Annotated in this window: 21 protein-coding genes and 1 pseudogene; 17 read left to right on the forward strand and 5 right to left on the reverse strand. The window is 70.6% G+C overall.

Translation table 11 applies throughout. The features are described from left to right. Nucleotides 1-4 precede the first annotated feature (4 nt). Together FA582_RS12395 and FA582_RS12400 are read right to left on the reverse strand one after the other, a co-directional pair. Nucleotides 5-1,672 (reverse strand): formate--tetrahydrofolate ligase, encoded by a 1,668-nt coding sequence (locus tag FA582_RS12395; protein WP_010147138.1) that lies wholly within the window; start codon nt 1,670-1,672, stop codon nt 5-7. Nucleotides 1,673-2,079: 407 nt separating this feature from the next. Further along, entirely contained in the window at nt 2,080-2,370 is a 291-nt protein-coding gene (locus FA582_RS12400; RefSeq protein WP_010147137.1) for a DUF3263 domain-containing protein, read from the reverse strand. A 315-nt stretch (nt 2,371-2,685) separates the two neighbouring features. Here FA582_RS12400 and FA582_RS12405 point away from each other — a divergent pair, with 315 nt between their 5' ends. The 10 genes and pseudogenes from FA582_RS12405 to FA582_RS12445 all read left to right on the forward strand — a co-directional run bounded on the left by FA582_RS12405 (nt 2,686) and on the right by FA582_RS12445 (nt 10,667). Further along, the gene (locus FA582_RS12405) at nt 2,686-3,363 is read left to right on the forward strand and encodes a uracil-DNA glycosylase (RefSeq protein WP_010147136.1); all 678 of its coding nucleotides are present in this window, start codon (nt 2,686-2,688) and stop codon (nt 3,361-3,363) included. Further along, nucleotides 3,360-4,334 (forward strand): SGNH/GDSL hydrolase family protein, encoded by a 975-nt coding sequence (locus FA582_RS12410; RefSeq protein WP_010147135.1) that lies wholly within the window; start codon nt 3,360-3,362, stop codon nt 4,332-4,334. The genes FA582_RS12405 and FA582_RS12410 overlap by 4 nt, the downstream gene beginning before the upstream one ends. A 295-nt stretch (nt 4,335-4,629) precedes the next feature. After that, the gene (locus FA582_RS12415; RefSeq protein WP_275100889.1) at nt 4,630-5,181 is read left to right on the forward strand and encodes an aldolase/citrate lyase family protein; all 552 of its coding nucleotides are present in this window, start codon (nt 4,630-4,632) and stop codon (nt 5,179-5,181) included. A 161-nt stretch (nt 5,182-5,342) separates the two neighbouring features. Beyond that, the gene (locus FA582_RS12420) at nt 5,343-5,738 is read left to right on the forward strand and encodes a TOBE domain-containing protein (protein WP_010147133.1); all 396 of its coding nucleotides are present in this window, start codon (nt 5,343-5,345) and stop codon (nt 5,736-5,738) included. Next, entirely contained in the window at nt 5,735-6,598 is an 864-nt protein-coding gene (modA, locus tag FA582_RS12425; protein ID WP_202798081.1) for a molybdate ABC transporter substrate-binding protein, read from the forward strand. Before FA582_RS12420 ends, modA begins: the two co-directional genes overlap by 4 nt. A gap of 101 nt (nt 6,599-6,699) precedes the next feature. After that, the gene (locus FA582_RS12430) at nt 6,700-7,506 is read left to right on the forward strand and encodes an ABC transporter permease (protein ID WP_081480527.1); all 807 of its coding nucleotides are present in this window, start codon (nt 6,700-6,702) and stop codon (nt 7,504-7,506) included. 116 nt (nt 7,507-7,622) lie between these two features. Beyond that, a pseudogene (locus FA582_RS17420) lies at nt 7,623-7,778 on the forward strand (ABC transporter ATP-binding protein); the annotation flags it as partial. A gap of 122 nt (nt 7,779-7,900) precedes the next feature. Beyond that, on the forward strand, nt 7,901-8,641 hold the full coding sequence (locus FA582_RS17425; protein WP_275100814.1) for a TOBE domain-containing protein: 741 nt from the start codon (nt 7,901-7,903) through the stop codon (nt 8,639-8,641). A gap of 50 nt (nt 8,642-8,691) precedes the next feature. Further along, nucleotides 8,692-9,858 (forward strand): acyl-CoA dehydrogenase family protein, encoded by a 1,167-nt coding sequence (locus FA582_RS12440; protein ID WP_081480523.1) that lies wholly within the window; start codon nt 8,692-8,694, stop codon nt 9,856-9,858. 20 nt (nt 9,859-9,878) lie between these two features. Then, nucleotides 9,879-10,667, forward strand: a complete 789-nt coding sequence (locus tag FA582_RS12445) for an SDR family NAD(P)-dependent oxidoreductase (protein ID WP_010147128.1) — start codon at nt 9,879-9,881, stop codon at nt 10,665-10,667. A 52-nt stretch (nt 10,668-10,719) separates the two neighbouring features. On the opposite strand, the gene FA582_RS12450 is transcribed toward FA582_RS12445, so the two are convergent. Further along, entirely contained in the window at nt 10,720-11,835 is a 1,116-nt protein-coding gene (locus tag FA582_RS12450) for a LacI family DNA-binding transcriptional regulator (RefSeq protein WP_010147126.1), read from the reverse strand. 156 nt (nt 11,836-11,991) lie between these two features. On the opposite strand from FA582_RS12450, the gene FA582_RS12455 reads away from it, so the two are divergent. From FA582_RS12455 to FA582_RS12485, 7 genes are all read left to right on the forward strand, one after another. Next, nucleotides 11,992-12,987, forward strand: coding sequence for an SIS domain-containing protein (locus FA582_RS12455; protein WP_010147124.1), 996 nt, complete (start codon nt 11,992-11,994; stop codon nt 12,985-12,987). Between the two features lie 12 nt (nt 12,988-12,999). Then, on the forward strand, nt 13,000-14,013 hold the full coding sequence (locus FA582_RS12460) for an SIS domain-containing protein (protein WP_010147123.1): 1,014 nt from the start codon (nt 13,000-13,002) through the stop codon (nt 14,011-14,013). Next, the gene (locus tag FA582_RS12465) at nt 14,013-14,873 is read left to right on the forward strand and encodes a PfkB family carbohydrate kinase (protein ID WP_010147122.1); all 861 of its coding nucleotides are present in this window, start codon (nt 14,013-14,015) and stop codon (nt 14,871-14,873) included. The genes FA582_RS12460 and FA582_RS12465 overlap by 1 nt, the downstream gene beginning before the upstream one ends. Continuing rightward, the gene (locus FA582_RS12470) at nt 14,870-16,219 is read left to right on the forward strand and encodes an ABC transporter substrate-binding protein (RefSeq protein ID WP_010147121.1); all 1,350 of its coding nucleotides are present in this window, start codon (nt 14,870-14,872) and stop codon (nt 16,217-16,219) included. Before FA582_RS12465 ends, FA582_RS12470 begins: the two co-directional genes overlap by 4 nt. Before the next feature lie 71 nt (nt 16,220-16,290). After that, nucleotides 16,291-17,178: a carbohydrate ABC transporter permease gene (locus tag FA582_RS12475; RefSeq protein WP_029540613.1), complete on the forward strand. Its 888-nt coding sequence runs from the start codon at nt 16,291-16,293 to the stop codon at nt 17,176-17,178. Then, nucleotides 17,175-18,065, forward strand: coding sequence for a carbohydrate ABC transporter permease (locus FA582_RS12480; protein WP_081480521.1), 891 nt, complete (start codon nt 17,175-17,177; stop codon nt 18,063-18,065). Before FA582_RS12475 ends, FA582_RS12480 begins: the two co-directional genes overlap by 4 nt. Nucleotides 18,066-18,137: 72 nt before the next feature. Beyond that, nucleotides 18,138-18,485 carry a hypothetical protein gene (locus tag FA582_RS12485; RefSeq protein ID WP_010147118.1) on the forward strand — a complete coding sequence of 116 codons (348 nt, stop codon included), beginning with the start codon at nt 18,138-18,140 and terminating at the stop codon, nt 18,483-18,485. A gap of 45 nt (nt 18,486-18,530) precedes the next feature. Here the strand turns inward: FA582_RS12485 and FA582_RS12490 are convergent, their stop codons facing one another. Next, nucleotides 18,531-18,959, reverse strand: a complete 429-nt coding sequence (locus FA582_RS12490) for a DoxX family protein (protein WP_010147117.1) — start codon at nt 18,957-18,959, stop codon at nt 18,531-18,533. Between the two features lie 127 nt (nt 18,960-19,086). Beyond that, complete coding sequence (locus FA582_RS17740) at nt 19,087-20,769, reverse strand: AbgT family transporter (RefSeq protein WP_029540609.1); 1,683 nt, start codon at nt 20,767-20,769, stop codon at nt 19,087-19,089. Nucleotides 20,770-21,066 lie beyond the last annotated feature (297 nt).

The following is a 21,066-nucleotide window of genomic DNA, read 5'->3' on the forward strand; positions in this document are numbered from 1 at the left end:
CGCGTCAGCTCAGCCCGGTGATCGTGCCGTCCTCGGCGATGTCCATGCCGAGTGCCGCCGGGACCTTGGGCAGCCCCGGCATCCGCATGATGTCGCCGGTGAGGGCGACGACGAAGCCGGCGCCGGCGTTGACGACGAGCTCGCGGACGGTGATCCGGAAGCCGCGCGGCGCACCGAGGAGGGCGGGGTCGTCAGAGAAGGAGTACTGCGTCTTGGCCATGCACACCGGCAGCGCGCCGTAGCCCGCCTCGGTGAGCTCGGCGAGCTGGGTCCGGGCGGCCGGCGCGAAGTCGACCCCGTCGGCGCGGTAGACCTCCGTGGCGATCGTCTCGATCTTGTCCTGCAGCCCGGCGTCAGCGGCATACAACGGGGCGTAGTCGCTGCCCTGCTCGCAGAGCTCGACGACCTTCCTCGCGAGATCCTCGCCGCCCTCGCCGCCGCGGGTGAAGACCTCGGAGAGAGCGACCCCGACACCGAGCTGGGCGCAGCGCTCGCGCACGAGATCGAGCTCGGCGTCGCTGTCCGTGGGGAAGCGGTTGAGCGCGACGACGACCGGCACCCCGAACTTCCGGAGGTTCTCCAGGTGCTGCTCGAGGTTGGCCAGGCCGCTGCGCAGGGCCTCGACGTCCTCGGTGCCGAGGCCGGTCTTGGCGGCGCCGCCGTTGAGCTTGAGGGCGCGGACGGTGGCGACGATGACCGCCGCGTCAGGGTTCAGGCCGCCGGCCGGGCAGACGATGTCGAAGAACTTCTCCGCGCCCAGGTCGGCGCCGAAGCCTGCCTCGGTGACGACGTAGTCGGCCAGCTTGAGGGCCGTCCGGGTGGCCAGCACGGAGTTGTTGCCGTGCGCGATGTTGGCGAAGGGCCCGCCGTGGATGATCGCCGGGGTGTTCTCCAGGGTCTGGACGAGGTTGGGCTTGACCGCGTCCTTCATGAGCATGGCCATGGCACCGGCCGCCTGGAGCTGGCCGGCGGTGACCGGTTCCTTGTCCGCGGTGTAGCCGACGACGATGCGGCCGAAGCGCTCCTTGAGGTCCTCCAGGCCGGTCGCCAGGCAGAGCGCGGCCATGATCTCGCTGGCCACGGTGATCTCGAAGCCGGACTCCCGGACGACACCATCGCCCTTCTTGCCCATGCCGATGACGATGTTGCGCAGGGCCCGGTCGTTCATGTCGAGCACCCGCTTCCAGGCGATGCGCTTGGGGTCCAGGCCCAGCGGGTTGCCCTGGTGCAGCGAGTTGTCGACGAGCGCCGCCAGCAGGTTGTGCGCCGAGGTGATGGCGTGGAAGTCGCCGGTGAAGTGCAGGTTGATGTCGTCCATCGGGACGACCTGGGCATACCCGCCCCCGGCGGCGCCGCCCTTCATCCCGAAGCACGGGCCGAGCGAGGGCTCGCGCAGCGTCGTGATCGTCTGCGCACCGATCCGGTTGAGGGCCATCGACAGACCGACGTTGGTCGTGGTCTTGCCCTCGCCCGCGGCCGTCGGGTTGATCGCGGTCACGAGCACGAGCTTGCCGTCCGGGCGGTCCGCGAGACGGTCGAGGACGTCGAGGGAGATCTTGGCCTTGGTGTGGCCGTACGGCTCGTACTCCTCCTCGCTGAGCCCCAGCCGCTCGGCGATGACGCCGATCCGCTCCAGCGTGGCCCCCTGCGCGATCTGCACGTCGCTCAACATCCCTGTCTGCCTCCTCGCAGCCGGCGATCACTCGTGACCAGCACAACCTACAAGCCGGCGACGAGCCGACGGGACGAGGCGCGCGTGTATGCAGCGCGCGGGAGACCCCACCGAGCGCCGCACATGGTCGCTGTGAGCCCGACCGAGCGCCGCAGATGGTCGCTGTGGGGCCGACCGAGCGTCCCAGATGGTCGCTGTGAGCCCGACCGAGCGTCGCACATGGTCGCTGCCAGGCCGACCGAGCGTCCCAGATGGTCGCTGTGAGCCCGACCGAGCGCCGCACATGGTCGCTGCGAGGAGCACCGAGCGCCGCGTATGGCTGCCCGGGCGTGACGAGCGGGCGGTGCGCACACGCGAACGCCCGCCGACCTGACGGTGCGACGGGCGGGACGATCCTGCGCGGTCGGTCAGCTCTGCATACCGAGGCGGCGCATCGAACGGGCGCGCTGACGACGCGAGCGGTCGCGGCGCAGGCGCTTGATGAGCAGCGGCTTGTAGGCGAGCGCGGCCTCGTTGTCGATGAGCTGGTTGAGGAGCTGGTAGTAGCGCGTCGAGCTGAGATCGAAGAGGTCCTTGATGCCCTGCTCCTTGGAGCCGGCGTAGGTCCAGTGGCGGTTCTCGAAGTCCAGGATCTCCTGGTCGCGCTCGGACAGCCCGACGGGAGGCTCGACCTGCTGGACGTGACTGGCAGCACCCATGGGTGACGTCCTCTCCTGTGGCGATCGGGACGGAACGACGGCCAGTCTACGGCACGCGACTTACACCCGTGTCATTCTCCGCGCGCGCGTCCCGCTCCCTCTGAGCCACCGAGCGTCGTGAATGGCCCTCAGACCTTCGCAACGACCATCTGCGACGCTCGGTCGGTCGTAGAACAACCATCTGCGACGCTCGGTCGACCCCACAGCAACCATGTGCGGCGCTCGGTGGGTCGTAGGACGACCATGTGCGGCGCTCGGTCGGTCGTATGGCGACCATCCGCGGCGCCCGGTGGGGCACGGCATACCTTGGACGGCGTGACCCCGACACCCCTGCGTGACCTCGTGCACCCGAGCTGGGCCGACGCGCTGGCGCCGGCCGAGGAGACCGTGGCGAGCCTGGGTGAGTTCCTGCGGACGGAGGTCGAGGAGGGGCGGGGCTACCTCCCGGGCGGGCCGCACGTGCTGCGGGTCTTCACCCGGCCGCTGGAGGAGGTGCGCGTGCTCATCGTCGGGCAGGACCCCTACCCCACGCCGGGTCACGCCGTCGGTCTGAGCTTCTCCGTCGCGCCGGACGTCCGGCCGGTCCCCCGCAGCCTGCAGAACATCTATACCGAGCTCGTCGACGACCTCGGGGTCGCGCGCCCGAGCACCGGCGACCTCTCCCCCTGGGCGGACGCCGGCGTCATGCTCCTCAACCGGGTGCTCACCGTGCGCCCGGGCACCCCGGCCAGCCACCGCGGCAAGGGCTGGGAGAAGGTCACGGACCTGGCCATCGACGCGCTCGCTCGCCGCGGTGGACCGATGGTCGCGATCCTCTGGGGCCGCGACGCCCGCAGCCTCGCCCCGCGGCTCGGCGACGTGCCCCGCGTCGAGAGCGCCCACCCCTCGCCGCTGTCCGCCCGCAACGGCTTCTTCGGCAGCCGGCCCTTCAGCCGGGCCGATGAGCTGCTGCGTCAGCAGGGCGGGGAGCCGATCGACTGGAGGTTGCCGTGACCGACGACCGCGAGACCCCCGACGCACACTCGTCCCGCCCCGAGCCCGACGCCACCGCCGCGCGGTCTCAGGAGAACCACCCCCTGCTCCTCGTGCACGGCGACGCCGGCCCGACGGTCCACGGGGAGGCCGGCAGCATCCGCCCGGTCCCGCGCGCGTGGACGCGCTACGTGGCGATCGGCGACTCCTTCACCGAGGGCATGAGCGACCCCGACCCCTCGACGCCGAACGCCTACGTCGGCTGGGCCGACCGGCTCGCGGCCCTGCTCTCGACGCACGCCGAGGAGTTCGCCTACGCCAACCTCGCGGTGCGCGGGCGCAAGCTGGACGACGTCGCGGGGCCGCAGCTGGACGCCGCGCTCGCCCTCGGGCCCGACCTGGTGAGCATCGTCGGCGGCGGCAACGACATCCTGCGACCCAAGGCCGACGTGGACGCCCTCGCCGCCCAGCTCGACGCGGCGGTGGCCAGGATCCGGGCCACCGGCGCGGACGTGCTCATGGCCACCCCCACCGACCCCGCCGGGGCGCCGATCATCGGTCGCACGCGGGGGCGCGCTGCGGCATACATCGCCCACATCTGGTCGATCGCCCAACGCCACGGGTGCTTCGTGCTCAACCAGTGGGCGTGCGACTTCCTTAAGGACTGGCGGATGTGGGCGCAGGACCGGATCCACATGACCCCGGAGGGGCACCGCCGGGTCGCGCTGACCGCCTACGTCGCGCTCGGGCACTCCGCGCAGGACGCGGACTGGCGGGCGCCGCTGCCGCCGCAGGCGCCGGCAGGGACCGTGGAGACGATCCGCGGGCACGCCCAGTGGGCCCGCGAGTATGCCGCGCCCTGGGTCCAGCGGCGGCTCACCGGCCGCTCCTCCGGGGACAACGTGGTCGCCAAGCGCCCGACGCTCGGGCCGGTGCCGGGTGCGGTCCTGGGTGTGAACCCGGGCGCGGACCCCCAGCCCCACCAGGAGTGACCACGGGATAGCCCGAGCTTCATCGGCGAGTTTGCCGATGACGGTCGTGCTAGACCGTGGTCGGTCAGGCCCGGGCGCCGAGCGCGGGCAGGACCGCTGACGCAAGAGATCGCCGAGGACTGAGGAGCACATGATGATCGAGCACCCCGCCGGGCTCTGGCTGACCGTGCTGGCACCCGACCAGCTGTAAGCACTGCCGACCGCGGGCCTGGGCTGGCTCGGTGTCGACCTGCAGCACGGCCGGTATACCGTCGCCGACCTCCCGGGGCTCCTCCGGGTCGCCCACGTCCCCCTGCTGGCGCACGCCGCCTCCCAGGACGCGGCGCATCTCGCGCAGGTGCTCGACACCGGCGTGGCCGGGGTCATCGTGCCGGGGGTGAACTCGGCAGCGGAAGCAGCGGCGCTGGTCCAGGCCGCGCGCTTCCCGCCCGAGAGCGCGCGGAGCACCGGGCTGTCGCGAGCGGTGCTCACCGGCGGGCCAGAACGTCCGCTGCTGCTCCCCATGGTCGAGACGGCGGGCGCGCTGGCCGACGTGGAGCAGATCGCCGCGCTGCCGGGGGTGGACGGCGTCTTCGTCGGGCCCTACGAGCTGTCGTTGTCCCTGGGGCGTCCCGGCGTGACCGACGAGCAGGTCGTCTCGGCGATCGGGCGTGTGCGGGAGGCCGCGGTCGCCGCAGGGCTCCTCACGGGAATCTTCTCCGGCGACCGCGAGCTCGATGCCCTCCTGCCCCCGGGCCTGGACCTCGTCGCCCTCGACACCGACGTGACCGTGCTGCGGCACGGTATGCAGATGCTCCTGGCCGGCGACCGCGGGGCCATCGGGCCTGAGGCTCCCCGCCAGGAGTGACCACGGGATAGCACGGGTTTCATCGGCGAGTTTGCCGATGACGGTCGTGCTAGACCGTGGTCGGTCCTCAGGGGGCGGGAGGTTGTGCGTCGGGCTGGCGTGCAGCACGAACCACTCCAGAGGGGCTGACAAGGGGCATCTGCGGCCCTAGGGTGTCTCTCATGACGCAGATGCGAGTGTCTGAGGCGGCTCAGCTGCTGGGGGTGTCCAGCGACACCGTGCGCCGCGCCATCGACGCCGGCCGGCTGCCCAGCAGCACCGACAGCAGCGGGCGGCGGGTCGTCGCCGGGGCCGATGTGGCCGCCTTCGCCCAGGAGCAGGCCCACCCGGCAGAGGTCGGCGCGGTCGGAGCCTCCTCGGCCCGCAACCAGCTGCGGGGGGTCGTGACGCGCATCGTCAGCGACACCGTCATGTCGCAGGTGGACATCCAGGCCGGCCCGTTCCGTCTCGTGTCGTTGCTGTCCACCGAGGCCGTCCGGGAGATGCGCCTGGAGGTCGGCTCCGTCGCCATCGCGACGGTCAAGGCCACCAACGTCAGCGTCGGGGTGCCCGCGTGAGCCGAGGCCACGGTCACGCCACCAGCCAGCACGGTATGCCTCCCGGCGCCGGGGCCGCATCGGCCCCTGCGCGGCGACGGCATACCCGCACCCCCGGGACCTTTGCAGCCGTCGCCGCTCTCGCCCTGCTCCTCACGGCGTGCGCGGGCGGCGCCGCGCAGCCGGACAACGCCGACGAGCCGCAGGCCGCCCTCACCCTCACCGTGCTCGCGGCCAGCTCGCTCACCGACGTGCTGGAGCCGGTCGTCGACTCCTTCGAGGGCGACCACCCCGGCCTGACCGTGCGGACGAGCTTCGCCGCCAGCTCGACCATCGTCCAGCAGGTCAACGAGGGCGCTCCCGCCGACGTCATCGCCCTGGCCGGCGAGGCGTCGCTGGAACCTCTGGACCAGGAGCGACGGCACGGACCGGTGAGCCTCTTCGCCACCAACCAGCTCCAGATCGCCGTGCCTCTCGACAACCCCGCGGGCGTCGAGGGCCTGGAGGACCTGACGCAGGACGGCCTCACCCTCGTCGTCTGCGCCGAGCAGGTGCCCTGCGGGCAGGCCACGACGCGGCTCTTCGAGCAGGAGGCGATCCAGCCGGAGATCGCGTCCTTCGAGAGCGACGTTCGCGCCACCCTCACCAAGGTCGAGCTGGGCGAGGCGGACGCCGGGATCCTCTACCGCACCGACGTCGCCGCGGCCGCCGACCGGGTGGCGGGCGTCGAGATCCCGGCGGAGCGCAATGTCGTCAACGCCTACCCGGCCCTCGCCGTCTCCGACCGCGAGCTCGCCCAGGCCTTCGTCGACCACCTCGGCTCGCAGCGGGTCCAGGCGCGGCTGGCCGAGGCCGGCTTCGGCGCGGTCCCCGACCAGTGAGCACCGGCTCGCCACGCCCGGTGCGCCAGGACACGGCCCAGCAGCGGCACACCACCGGCCAGCGATCGCCGAGACCGGGCCGGACCCGCAGCCCGCGCTCGATGCGTCGCCGGTCCCTCCAGACCCGCGAGCGGCATACCTCCCGCTCGTGGTCGTTGCGGATCCCGGCGCTGGTCGGGATCGCCTTCATCGTCGTGCCGCTGCTCGCCCTGCTCGCCCGCACCGACTGGCCCCAGCTCACCACCCACCTCTCCTCCCCCGTCGTCGGCCAGTCGCTGCGCCTGTCAGCGCTGACCACCAGCGTCACCATGGTGCTCGTCTGGGTCCTCGGCACGCCGCTCGCCTGGCTGCTGGCCCGCTCCGACCACCCGCTCACCGCCTGGGCGCGGGCGGTCATCACGGTGCCGCTGGTGCTGCCTCCGGTGGTCGGCGGGGTGGCGCTGCTCATGGCCTACGGTCGGCGCGGCGTCGTCGGCGGTCCGCTGGAGGAGTGGTTCGGCGTGACCGTGCCGTTCACCACGGTGGCGGTCGTCATGGCCGAGCTCTTCGTCGCCCTGCCGTTCTACGTCGTCTCCGTCGAGGGCGCGATGCGCGGGCTCGACCGCCGGGTCGACCAGATCGCCGCGACGCTCGGGGCCGGGCCGGTGCGCACCTTTACGACCGTGGTCGTGCCGCTCGTCCTGCCGGGCATCGCCGCCGGCTCGGCACTCGCGTGGGCCCGCGCGCTGGGTGAGTTCGGGGCGACGATCACCTTCGCGGGGAGCTTCCCGGGGCGCACCCAGACCGCACCGCTCGGGGTGTATGCCGCGCTCGAGCAGGACCCCGACGCCGCCCTCTCGCTCTCGGTGGTCATGCTCGGGGTGAGCGTGCTCGTCCTCGGCGCGCTGCGCAGCAGGTGGCTGCGGTGAGCGGGCTGCGCGCCGACCTCCGCCTCGACCGGGGCGAGTTCTCGGTCGAGGTGCAGCTCGAGGCGCCGACCGGCGTGAGCGCGCTCCTCGGCCCCAACGGCTCGGGCAAGACCACCGTGCTGCTCGCCCTCGCGGGCCTCCTGCGCGCCGACCGCGCCGACGTGGAGGTCGGCGGTCGCGCCTGGGCCGGCCCGGGCGTCGACCTGCCGCCCGAGCGGCGCAGCGTCGGCCTCGTGCTGGCCGATCCGGTCCTCTTCGGCCACCTGAGCCTGCTCGACAACGTCGCCTTCGGCCCACGCTCCCGAGGTATGCCGCGCCGCGCCGCCCGCGCGCGCGCCCGGATGAGCTGGACCGGGTCGGGCTGGGTGACCTGGTCTCCCGGCGCCCGGGACAGGTGTCGAGCGGGCAGGCGCAGCGGGCCGCGCTGGCCCGGGCCCTGGCGACCGACCCCGAGGTGCTGCTGCTCGACGAGCCGCTGTCGGCGCTGGACCCGCAGACCCGGTCGCGCACCCGGGCCGACCTCGCGACGCGGCTACGGGACTACCCCGGCGTGACCCTGCTCACCACCCACGACCCGCTCGACGCGCTCACCCTCGCCGACCGGCTCCTCTTCCTGGAAGACGGGCGGATCACCCAGACCGGCACCCCGGGCGAGGTGGTCGCGCGCCCGCGCACGGCATACGTCGCCTCGCTCGTCGGGCTCAACCTGCTGCGCGGGACTCTCACGCACGACGGGCCCGACGCCCCCGGCGCCGGGGCGACCGACGAGTCCACCCTCCCCGGTGGCGGGTGGACCCTCACCCTGGCCGGGACGCGGGAGGGGGCCGGAGCCGCTCGCCTGGTGCTGGCCGACCCTCCCGACGGCGCCGCCGCGGGCGAGGAGGTGTGGGCGAGCATCAACCCGGAGGCCGTCGCCCTCTTCACGCAGCGGCCGCAGACCTCGGCCCGCAACCTCTGGCGGCTGGGCGTGGACTCGGTCACGGTCACCGGGCAGCGCGCCCGGGTGCACCTCGTGGGCGAGGTGGCCCTCGTGGCGGAGGTCACCCTGGGCGCCGTGGCCGCGCTGGACATCCAGCGGGGGCGCGAGCTGTGGGCCGCGGTCAAGGCCACCGAGATCCACGCCTACCCCGCCTGAGGCGGCTCGGTTAGGAGGTGACGCGACGTCCGGAACTATCGTCCCCAGGCATGGTGCCAGTGACGCGCGTGTTCCCCACCGAGGAGGCTGAGGACCTCATCGCCCTGGTCCGTGAGATCGCCGACGAGCAGCTGCTCCCCCAGGTCGACGCGGCCGAGGCGCAGGCCCGCTTCCCGCGCGAGGTCTTCACGATGCTCGGCGAGACCGGCCTGCTGTCGCTGCCCTACCCGGAGAACTTCGGCGGCGGCGCCCAGCCCTACGAGGTCTACCTCCAGGCCGTCGAGGAGATCGCCCGCGGCTGGATGTCGGTCGCGGTCGGGGTCTCCGTGCACTCCCTCACCGCCTTCCCCATGGCCACCTTCGGCACCGCGGAGCAGCAGGAGGACTGGCTGCACGGCATGCTCTCCGGTGACCAGCTCGGGGCCTACTGCCTCTCCGAGCCGCAGGCCGGCTCCGACGTCGCCTCGATCCGGACCCGCGCCGTCCGCGACGGCGGTGGTGACGACGCCGACTACGTCATCATGGGCACCAAGTCGTGGATCAGCCACGCCGGTCACGCCGACTACTACACGCTCTTCGCACGCACCTCCGACGACGGTGGCCGCGGACTGTCCTGCTTCCACGTGCCCGCCGACGCGCAGGGCCTCACCTTCGCCGAGCCGGAGCGCAAGATGGGCCTGCACTGCGACACGGTCGGCGAGGTGATCTTCGACAGCGTCCGACTCGCGGCGCGTCACCGCATCGGCGAGGAGGGGCAGGGTATGTCGATCGCGCTCGCCGCCCTCGAGGCCGGCCGGCTCGGCATCGCGGCCGCGGCGACCGGGCTGGCGCAGCGCGCGCTCGAGGTGTCGACGGCATATGCCGCCGAGCGGGAGCAGTTCGGTCGGCCGATCGCGAGCAACCAGGGTCTGGCGTTCCTGCTGGCCGACATGGGCGCGGCCGTGGGCTCGGCCCGGGCGGCATACCTGCACGCGGCGCGGCTCAAGGACGCCGGCCTGCCGCACACCCAGGAGGCCTCGATCGCCAAGCTCGTCGCGACGGACGCCGCGATGAAGGTCACGACCGATGCCGTGCAGGTGCTCGGCGGCTACGGCTACACCACGGACTTCCCGGTCGAGCGCTTCATGCGCGAGGCCAAGGTGACCCAGATCTTCGAGGGCACCAACCAGATCCAGCGCCTGGTGATCTCCCGCCAGCTGCTGGCCCACCGCGCCTGACCTCTTGAGAGGACCCACCCATGCAGATCACCGAGCGCACCGTCGCCCTCGTCACCGGAGCCGCCAGCGGCCTGGGCGAGCAGAGCGCCCGCCGCCTCCTCGAGGCCGGGGCGCGCGTCCTGCTCGTCGACCTGCCCGGGGGCCGCGGCGAGGAGCTGGCCACCGACCTCGCAGCGAGCCACGGCGCAGACCGCGTCGCCTTCGCCGCCGCCGATGTGCGCGACGGCGAACAGGTCGCCGCGGCCGTGCGGGCCGCCACCGATCTCGGCGAGCTGCGCATCGTCGTCAACTGCGCCGGGGTCGCCACGCCGGGCCGGATCCTCTCCCGCCGGGGCGTCGCCGACCTCGAGGCCTACCGCACCGTCGTCGAGATCAACCTCATCGGCACCTTCAACGTGCTCCGTCTCGCCGCCGAGGCGATGGCCGCCAACGAGCCCGATGTCGCCGAGCACGGCGACCGCGGCGTGATCGTCATGACCGCCAGCGTCGCGGCTTACGACGGGCAGATCGGCCAGGCGGCCTACGCCAGCTCCAAGGCCGGGGTCATCGGCCTCACCCTCACCGCGGCCCGCGACCTCGCCGACAAGGGCATCCGGGTCATGACGATCGCCCCCGGCGTCTTCGAGACGCCGATGATGTCGGGTCTGGGCGAGGACGTGAAGAGCTCGCTGGAGGCGCTCGTGCCGCACCCGTCACGGCTCGGGAAGCCGGAGGAGTATGCCGCCCTCGTCGCCCACATCGTTGAGAACCCCATGCTCAACGGCGAGGTCATCCGCCTCGACGGCGCCCTGCGGATGCCGCCGCGTTGACCCACCCCTGCGGTCCGCCCACGGGCGGGCCTAGATGTGCACCCGCGGCCGTTCAGGAGCTCTTGCCGGGGAAGGGTGGCGCGGCGACCGACCCGCGGGCGAGGTAGCGAGTCGGCAGCTGGATGCGTTCTCTCACGTCTCCTCCCCCCTCGATGCGCGCCACGAGCAGCTCCGCCGCGCGCAGCCCGATGTCGTAGGCAGGCTGCTCGATCACGGACAGTGGCGGCTCGACGATGGGCGCCCAATCGGAGTCGTCGAAGCCGAGCAGCGAGATGTCGTGAGGTATGGACAGCCCTGCTCGCCGAAGCGCGTGCAAGGCGCCTAGAGTCTGGAGGGAATCGGAGGTGAGGATGGCGCTGGCCTGCGCCCCGGACGCGAGCATGGTGGCCACACCCTCGGAGGCCGCCGCGAGATCCAGGCCGACGGACACCTGCAGCCGGGGGTCCGGACCGAGACCCGCCCTGAGAAGTGCCTCGTAATGACCGGCGACCCGCCCCTCGGACGGTGACTCACCCGGCTGCGGCCCCGCCAGCGCGTTGCGCTGGGCGCGGTCATTCAGCTCACGACGCAAGCCGGAGACGACCGCGATGCGGGTATGCCCAGCGTCGAGCAGCAGCGACGTGGCCTCGCAACCAGCACGCCTGTTGTCGATGCCCACCGAGTCAGCGTCGATCTCTCGAGCCTCGCGGTCCAGCAGCACCAAAGGTTGACCACCGGACGCCACCGCGTGGAGGTGGTCGATCTCGTCCAGATCCGCAGGGCACAGCACAAGACCCTCGACCCTCCTACTCCGCATCATCTCCAGCGCTCGTCGCTCGAGGGCGACGTCCTCGTCGGTGTTCGCCAGAAGGACGTCATAGCCCTTGTCCCGAGCGATGTGGGAGATCCCCCGGAGGGCACGGACGAAGAAGTTGTTCTCGATGTCCGACAGGATGATCCCGAGGGTCTTGGTCCGACCGGTGATCATGCTGCGCGCAACCGCGTTCGCTTGGTAGCCCACCGCAGCGGCCGCCTCGCGGACCGCGTGTGCGGCGCTCGCGCTGACCGAGCCATAGCCGCCCAGCGCACGCGCAGCCGTGGCTCGGGAGACGCCTGCCTCGCGAGCGACGTCGTTGATCGTGGCCGGGGATCCACGCCGAGCCGTCGATGGCTCCTCGTCCGTACTCATGGTGCGTCGGCTGCCTCCTGGTCGAAACCCCTCGGAAGGGTACCCGACCCAGCAACACAGGTCTGAAACTTCCTCAAGATGCCTCTTGACACGCTTCTCATCCTAGTGAGATCGTTCTCAAACCCGAATTTGAGAACGATCTCACAAGGAGCAGACATGACAGTTGCAGCCGTCAAGCCCATCGACCCGCAGGACCTCGAACGCGCCACGTCGACGGTGTCCCTGCGGGAGGATCTGGACGCCTATGTCACCGATCTGATGGCCCAGGGTGTGCGCAACATCTACTTCGTCGGCGCTGGCGGATCGCTGATCTGCAGCTACCCGGCCCACTACCTGCTCACCGCGAGCTCCGACGTCCCGACCTTCCAGGTGCAGTCCGATGAGTTGAACTGCGTGCAGCCCGCGCTCATGGGCCCGGGGTCGCTGGTGGTCCTCGCGTCCTACACCGGGACGACGAAGGAGACCGTCGCAGCCGCTCGGACGGCCAAGTCCACCGGCGCCACCGTGGTGACCGCGGCCAAGGACGGCACCCCGCTCGCGACCGAGGCCGACCGCAACTTCGTCGCCAAGAGCGACATCTTCGAGCTCATGCTCGCCTACGCCGTGCTCACGGCGACGGGCAAGGTCGACGACACGGAGGCGGTCAACGCCTCCTTGGACGCCCTGCCACAGGCCCTGCGTACTGCCGCCGAGCAGGCGGATGCCCACCTCGCCGCCGTGGCCGAGAAGTTCAAGGACGACGAGATCACCTATGTCCTGGGGTCAGGCCCGAACCAGGCCTGGGCCTACGGCATGGCCATGTGCTTCCTGCAGGAGATGCAGTGGAAGCACGCCGCAGGCTTCAACGCCGGAGAGTTCTTCCAGGGCGCCTTCGAGGTGGTGGACGACAGCTCCGCCGTGATCCTCTGGCTGGCCGAGGACGGCTCGCGTCCGATGGCTGAGCGAGCCCGCACCTTTCTGCAGAAGTACGCCGCGCGGGCCGAGTGCATCGACACCAGGGACCTCGATCTCGTGGGTATCGACGAGCGGCTGCGCCCGCACGTCACACCTCTGGTGGTGGCCGCACTCGCCTCCCGGTTGGCCCAGCACTACGAGGCGGTGCGCAATCACGACCTGAAGACCCGCCGCTACATGTTCAAGGTCGACTACTGAGGACGTCGCACGATGTTGAACTTCGACGCCGACCGCTACCGGCGCATCCAGGACGGGGCGGTCCAGACCGCCCCGCGCCTGGGGGAGATCCTGGATCGGCAGCTCGATCGAGGGCTGAGCAATGTGCTCTTCCTCGGTGCCGGCGGAGCAGGCATGCTCATGGCCCCCGCCCACGAGCTGTTGTCGGAACACTCCACCCTGCCGACCCGCCGGATGGTGGGAGCCGAGCTGGCCGCTCGTGGAGCTGCTGATCTCGGTCCTGGGACGCTGGTGATCGTGCCGTCGTTGTCCGGCACGACTCCCGACGCGTTGCAGCACATCGCCTCGGTCCAGGATGCCGGCGCCAGGGTGCTGGCAATGGTCGGTGACGGGGACTCACCCGTTGCGCGGCTCGCCGACGAGGTGGTCGTCAACCCCGCCGCTGACGACACCAGCAGCGAGTCTTTCTACCTCCAGTCGCACATCTTCGCGGTCACCCTCCTGGAGCGTCGGCAGGAGTGGGAGAGCGCGGCGACCCATCTCGAGACGCTCGGCACCCTTCCCGAGTCACTCCTGTCGGTGAAGCGGGACATCGAGTCCGACGCGCCGGCACTGGCGGCCCATCTGGCCGGTCACGACTGGCACATCTTCACCTCGGCAGGCTCCTCGTGGACCGAGGCGCACTACTACGCGATGTGCATCCTCGAGGAGATGCAGTGGATCCGGACGCGCCCGGTGCACGCCTCGGACTTCTTCCACGGGACCCTGGAGTTGCTGGAACCAGGGGTGAGCCTCGTGCTGCTCAAGGGCGAGGGACCCACGCGCGAGATCGCCGAGCGCGTGGAGCGCTTCGCCGCTCGGGTGACCGATGACCTGCTCGTGCTCGACGCGGCCCGCTTCGAGCTCGCTGGACTCACCGAGCTCGATCGGGGGTTGCTCTCCCACGTGGTCCTCGCGGCCGCACTGGAACGCGTCAGCGCCCACCTGGAGGTGCTGCGGGACCACCCCCTCACCACCCGGCGCTACTACCGGCGGGTGAGCTACTGATGGGTGTCCCTGCACCTCAGCTGGTCACGATCGGCGACAACGTCGTGGACTGCTACGTCGACCTCGGGTGGATGTACCCGGGCGGCAACACGGTCAATGTCGCAGTCCACGCCGCGCGGCTCGGGGTTCCCGGCGCATATGTCGGGGTGGTCGGAAGCGATGCCGAGGGCCGGTGCATCATGGAGGCTCTCAGGGCGGAAGGCGTGAGCACCAGCGCGGTGACCGTCGCGGACGGGCCGACGGCTCGGGCAGTGGTCCATGTCGTCGAGGGCAACCGGGTCTTCGGTTCTGGTCTCGTCGGAGTCTCGCGCTTCGACCCGACCCCGCAGCACCTGGACCTGCTCTCCCGAGCACAGATCGTCCACACCGGTGAGTGCTCCATGCTCGACGATCACGTGCCGGCGCTGCAGCATCGAGCCAGGCGACTCAGCTTCGACTTCTCCGAGCGCCCGTGGGACTACATCGAATCCCTGGCGGGCCATGTCGACATCGCCTTCTGCTCGATGCCGGATGACGACTCCGCCCTCCACCGCGCTGAGACGATCGCGGCGCTCGGCCCGCGGATCGTGGTGGTCACCCAGGGCGAGCACGGGGCCTTGGTCCTCGCCGACGGGAAGGCCCACCACTCCCCTGCCCCGGACGTCCAGGTGGTCGACACGCTGGGTGCCGGAGATGCGCTGGCCGCCCGATTCCTGGCTGGCGTCCTCGACGGGGAGGCGCCACCTCTGGCGCTTGATGCCGCCACCCGCTACGCCACGACGACCTGTGCCGACTACGGCGCCTTCGGACATCGCACGGCCCTCTCGACTCCCCACCTCACACCGGCAACGACGCCGGCAACACCCAAGGAGACAGCATGAGAACACACCGCGTCGCAACCATCGTCGCCACCTTGAGCCTCGGAACCCTCGCCGCCTGCGGGCCTCCGAGCGCCCCGGACTCGGGTGGGGGTGACGCCGATGCAGGGACCGACCTGACCGTCCCGGAGGAGAAATCCGGCACCATCACCATGCTGACGAAGTTCGCTGCTCCTGAGTACGCGCCCTACTTCGAGTCGGTGGTCGAGGCATACGAGGCTGAGAACCCGGACGTGGACATCGATCTGCAACAGGTGGGAGACCAGCCCTACAAGGACAAGATCCGTGTGCTCTCGGCCTCCAACGAACTGCCGGACATCTACTTCTCCTGGGCCGGCGACTTCGCCAACAAGTTCGTGCGTGCCGATCTCGCCGCCGATCTCAGCTCCGAGATCGGGCCGGACACGGAGTGGGGTTCGACCTTCACGCCGGCCGCCCTGGAAGCCTTCACCCTGGACGGCGCCACCTACGGCGTGCCGATCAACCTGGACGCGAAGTACCTCGCCTACAACACGACTGCGTTCGAGGAGGCCGGGATCGACACACCCCCGGCCACCTTCGAAGAGCTGCTCGACGCCTGCACCAAGCTGGACGATGCCGGGTACACCCCGATCTCGATGGGCAACCAGTACGGCTGGCCAGCGATCCACTACCTGACCCAGCTGAACGCCTACAACGTGCCCGCCGAGACGTTGGCCACGGACTACGACCCCGCCAGCGGGGAGTTCACCGACCCTGGGTATGTCGCGGCACTGGAGCAGTTCGACGAGCTCGCTCAGACGTGCTTCAACGACGGCGCCAACGGACTGTCGCACGAGGTGGCCCAGGCCAACCTGATGTCCGGCCAGGCCGCCATGCAGTACATCGAGATCGTCGAGTTCCCGAACCTCATGGGCGAGGACGTCGATCCCTCCTTCACGGAGAACTGGTCGTTCTTCCGGTTGCCGCAGGCCGAGGGCGCTTCCGGCAGCGCAGACATGCTCACCGGCGCACCGGACGGCTTCATGGTGAACGCGAACAGCGAGAACGCCGGTCTCGCACTGGACTTCCTGAAGTTCATGACGAACGAGCAGAACGCCACGAAGCTCACCACCGACATCGGCTGGCTCTCCTCGGTCGAGGGAGCCACCGAGCGGGCCGACGAGACCTTCCCACAGCTGGAGGAGGGCTTGGCGGACATCGGTGAGGCCGAGTCGTTCGCGATCTGGCTGGACACCGTGGTCGACGCTGACGTGGCCGCCGCCTACCTCGCCGGGGTGCAGGGTCTGCTCGACGGGTCCGCCTCCCCGCAGGACGTCATCTCCGACGTCCAGGACGCGGCTGCCAAGGCGCAGGAGCAGGTGCAGTGAGCACCTCCCCGGGTCGGCGCACACCGCGACGGCCCGGGGGCCGAATCCCCAGACCAGAGTCAGGAGCCGGGATGAGAACAGTCGCGCGACGGTGGGCCGGGTGGTGGTGGTTGCTGCCAGGTCTCGTCCTGCTGGGCACCTTTGTCTACTACCCCATCATCCAGAACTTCCAGCTCAGCACCTACAGCTGGAACGCCTTCACCTCCACGCCGACCTTCGTCGGGATGGACAACTACAGGGAGGCCTGGGCAGATCCGGTCTTCTGGCGAGCGGTGGGCAACAACACGCTGTTCGCCATCGTGTCCCTCATCTTCCAGGTTGCCTTCGCCCTGGCCCTTGCGGCCATCCTGGAGGAGGCCGTGCATCAGCGACTGCGTGGCGTCCTGCGCACGCTCTACTTCATCCCGGCGGTCATCTCGATCACGGTGGCGGGGATCCTGTTCAGCTTCATCTACAACCCGGAGTTCGGCCTCCTCAACGAACTGCTCAACGCCGTAGGACTGGACGAGTGGCAACGAGCGTGGCTCGGCGACAGGTCGACCGCGATGGGGTCCATCATCGCGATGAGCCAGTGGCAGAACTTCGGCTACACGTCGGTCCTGTTCATCGTAGCCATCCAGCGCATTCCGCGTGAGTTCTACGAGGCGGCCAAGATCGACGGGGCCGGGCCGGTGCGGACCTTCTTCACCGTGACGGTGCCACTCGTCCGCGAGATGACCACGCTGCTCATCATCCTCACGTTCTCCGGAGCCTTCTTGGTGTTCAACGAGGTGATGGTCATGACCGCAGGGGGACCGGCCAACTCGACCCACGTGCTCGGCACGTGGCTGTACTTCAACGCGTTCATGGCCGATGACATGGGGTATGCCTCAGCCATCGCGACCGTCATCTTCGCCATCACCTTCGTCCTGGCCATGATCCAGCTGGCCTACGCGCGCCGCAGGAGAGTAGAACTATGATCACGAGGGACGCCCTGCCCACCTCAACCACCAATGCCCCTGAGCGCCGCAGGATGCGCGGTGGCGGCGTGGTTCCGGTGCTGGGGCAGATCGGGGTCTACCTCCTGCTGACCGTCCTCGCCCTCGTGGTGATCTACCCGCTCACCTGGATGGTCCTGAGCGGGTTCAAGAGCAACAGCGAGGTCTTCGCCAACCCGTGGGGCTTCCCGGGCGAGTGGCGGACCGAGAACTACCGAGCCGCCCTCGACGCCGGCGTCGGCCGCTACTTCCTGAACTCCGTCTTCGTCACCGCGGTCTCCATCGTCACCACGACCCTCATCAGCGCGTGGGCGGCCTACGGGCTGACCCGGACGAACCTCCCCTTCGAGCGGGTGGGCACGACCCTGGTCCTCGGCGGGCTGATGGTCGCACCGACCGTGGCCCTCGTGCCACTGTTCGGCCTCCTGCAGCGACTCAACCTCTTCGACACGTTATGGGGGCTGATCGTGCTCTACACGGCCTACCGCATTCCGTTCACCACCTTTCTCATCCGTGCCTACTTCATCGACATCCCCCGACAGGTCGACGAGGCTGCGCGGATCGACGGTGCCTCTCTCTGGCAGACGTTCTGGCTGATCATCCTGCCAATGAGCCGGCCGATCCTGGTGTCCGCGGCCCTTCTGCAGGCGCTCTTCGCGTGGAACGAGTTCGCCTTCGCCCTGGTCTTCCTCAGCGACGGCGATCTCAAGACGCTGCCCGTCGGACTCATGGACATGCAGTCCAGGTTGCTGACCAACTGGCCGGTGCAGTTCGCCGGGCTGACCCTAGCCGCGGTGCCCATGATCGGCCTGTTCCTGCTCGGCCAACGGCAGTTCTTCCGGGGCCTGACCGACGGCATGGGCAAGTAGCCCTCCACGAGCCACCGACCGCGCCCGGCGGTCCGCCGCGCGAGGCCCCGGTGTGCCACCTATCGTCGAGGGATGAGCTACCCCCTCACCAAGACGATGGCCGCGCTGACCGCCGGGTATGCCGTCTTCGCCGTCGTCCGCCCCCGCCACATGGCCTCCGCGCTCGACGAGCACGGTGCCGCGGCCCGGGCGACCGACCGGCTCGCGCTGACGTACGCCGTGCGCGACCTCAGCACCTCCGCCCTGGCCTTCGTACCTGGCCTGGCGCCCCTCGCCGGCGTGCTGCGGATCACCGGCGACCTGGGCGACGCCGCCATCCTCGGCGCTACCGGACCGGGGTCCGAGCGCGCCAAGCTCGTCGGTGTGCCGTTGGTCTGGGCCGCCCTCAACACGGCAGCTCTGGCGATCGACCGCCGCTGATCGCACGACGGCCCAGCCGTCACACCAGACCGGGCGCTGGGGTGCTCACCGGCCTACCGGGTCACGGCGTTTTCGCCGCCAGTCGCGCCATGCACCGGTCGCCCACAGCGCCCAGGCGATGAGGACGGGCTGGAAGAACAACCGCACGAGCCGGGCTGTGTCGCTGTCGAGCCCGAAGGCGTCCCGGCCCTCGACATACTGCGCGATGTTGCCGGGGAAGACAGCCACGAAGAAGGCCGCCGTGACCCAGCCAAGCGGGACCTTCCAGCGCGGGAGCAGGATGAGCGCCAGCCCCAGCGCGACCTCGACGCCGCCGGAGGCCACGACGACGAGATCCGCCTCCAACGGCACCCACCCCGGCACCTGGGCCTGGAACTCCGCGCGGCCGAAGGTCAGGTGCCCCGTGCCGGCGAAGGTCAGGAAGGCCCCGAGGAGCACCCGTCCGACCGCGCGGGCGAGGTGATCTGGGTTCATGGGCACACCCTAGGCCGAGGCACCGACACCGCCGACGGACCACGACCGCGGCACCCGCTTCCCGCAGCCGGCCGAGGCAGCAGCACCGGACCCGAGGCCGTCCCACGGCACCCGGTGGCGTCACCTGTCAGGGCAGGAAGATCCCGTTGCCCGGCCCGAGCGGCAGGTCAAAGAAGTACCAGATGCCGACCAGGGTCGCCCAGGACACCCAGAAGGGCACGACGAAGACGATGAGCCGGGCGATGACGGTGCCCAGCCCGGCGTCCGGCTCGTAGCGGCGCAGCAGCCCCAGGATGACGATCATGTAGGGGTTGAGCGGGGTGATGACCTGGGTCGCGGAGTCGCCGACCCGGAAAGCCGCCTGGGTGAAGGCCGGCTCCAGACCGATGAGGGCGAACATCGGCACGAAGACCGCCGCCATGATCGTCCACATCGAGGACCCGGAGACGATGAAGAGGTTGAGCACCGAGGCCAGCAGGATGAACCCCAGCACCGCCGGGAAGCCGGTCAGCCCGCTCGCCTCGAGCCCGGCGGCACCGTTGACCGCGATCCACGCGCCGATGCCGGTCCAGTTGAAGAGCGCGATGAACTGGCCGAGGACGAAGGCCAGGATGAGGAAGCTCATCATGTCGCGGACCGCCGAGCTCATCATCCGCACGACGTCGGTCATGCTCCGCACCGTCCCGACGACCCGGCCGTAGACGATGCCCATCGTCATGAAGTAGGCGAAGACGAGGAAGACGATCGAGTCGAGCAGCGGCGAGGTCGGCAGGAAGCCACCCTCCTCGTTGCGCCACGGAGAGGCCGGCAGCAGCAGCGCGGTGAGCACCACGACGGTGAGCAGCGCCGCAGCCGCGAGGGAGAACCACAGGCCGCGCGTCTCGACGGCGGACAGCTCGGGGTCGACGGTGTCGTCGGGCGGGCCCGTGTCGTTGGGCGCCTCGACGTCCACGGCCTGGTCACCGCGCGCCTCACGGGCCGCGCCCGCGTCGTCCGAGCCCTCGGTGCGCGACGTGCGCTCGTGCGCCGGGGTGTCGCCCTCCTCGACCGCCACCTGCTCGGTCGTCACCCCCTGCCGCACCATCCGCGGCTCGAGGATGCGGTCGATGATGAAGCCGCACACCACGCCGAGCAGCAGCGCCGCCACGACGTTGAAGTAGTAGTTGGACACCGGGTTGACCGGTGTCGTCTCGATGCCGGGCAGCGAGTCCATCACGCCGGTGGTGATCCCGGCGAAGAGCGCGTCCAGCGAGGTCGGCACGAGCGCGGTGGAGTAGCCCGCGCCCACCGCTGCGAAGCCGCCGAGCAGCCCCGCCACCGGGTGGCGCCCGGCCGCCTTGAACACCAGCGCCGCGAGCGGCGGGATGATGATGAACGCCGAGTCGGCCATGACCGAGCCGGTCACGCCGACGATGCCCACGACATACGGCAGCATCCAGCGCGGAGCCGAGCCGAACGACTTGCGCACGACCGCCGCGAGCATGCCCGTCTTCTCGGCGACGCCGACGGCGAGCAGGATCGTCAGGACGGTCTGCAGCGGCGGGAAGCCGATGAAGTTGGCGCCGAGGTTGCTCGTGAACCACGCCAGCCCCTCCCCGGTGAACAGCCCGCGGATCTCGATGGGGCCGTCCTCGGTGCCGGGGACCGTCACGGCCACGCCGGCGAGCGCCATCGCGGTGGAGATGACTCCCGTGATGAGCAGCAGGATGAGGAAGAGGGTGAACGGCTCGGGCAGCTTGTTGCCCCAGCGCTCGATGGTGGTGAGGAGCCGGTCGCCGATGCCTCGGCGTTGCTGCGTGGTGGCGGTCATGGTGTCCCTCCCGTAGGCGTGGGGCTGGTCCCGAGGCGGGCTCAGTCGAAGTAGGTGGCGGGGTCGAGGGGTCCGCCGGCGGCGTCGAACTCCGCGCGCGCGGCGGCGGCGAGGTCGTCGTCGGCGAGGAAGTCCCAGGCGGTGTGGGCCAGGCCGACGGCTCCGTCGACGGCCGCCCGCTCGGCGGCCTCGGTCGCTGCCGCGGCGGCGAACTCCTCGGTATGCAGTGCCGCGTCCGGCCCGGCGATCGCGATCATCGGGTGGATGCCGGGCACGCGGACGCTGACGTTGCCGAAG

It is taken from the genome of Serinicoccus profundi, assembly GCF_008001015.1.
Lineage (GTDB): Bacteria > Actinomycetota > Actinomycetes > Actinomycetales > Dermatophilaceae > Ornithinicoccus > Ornithinicoccus profundi.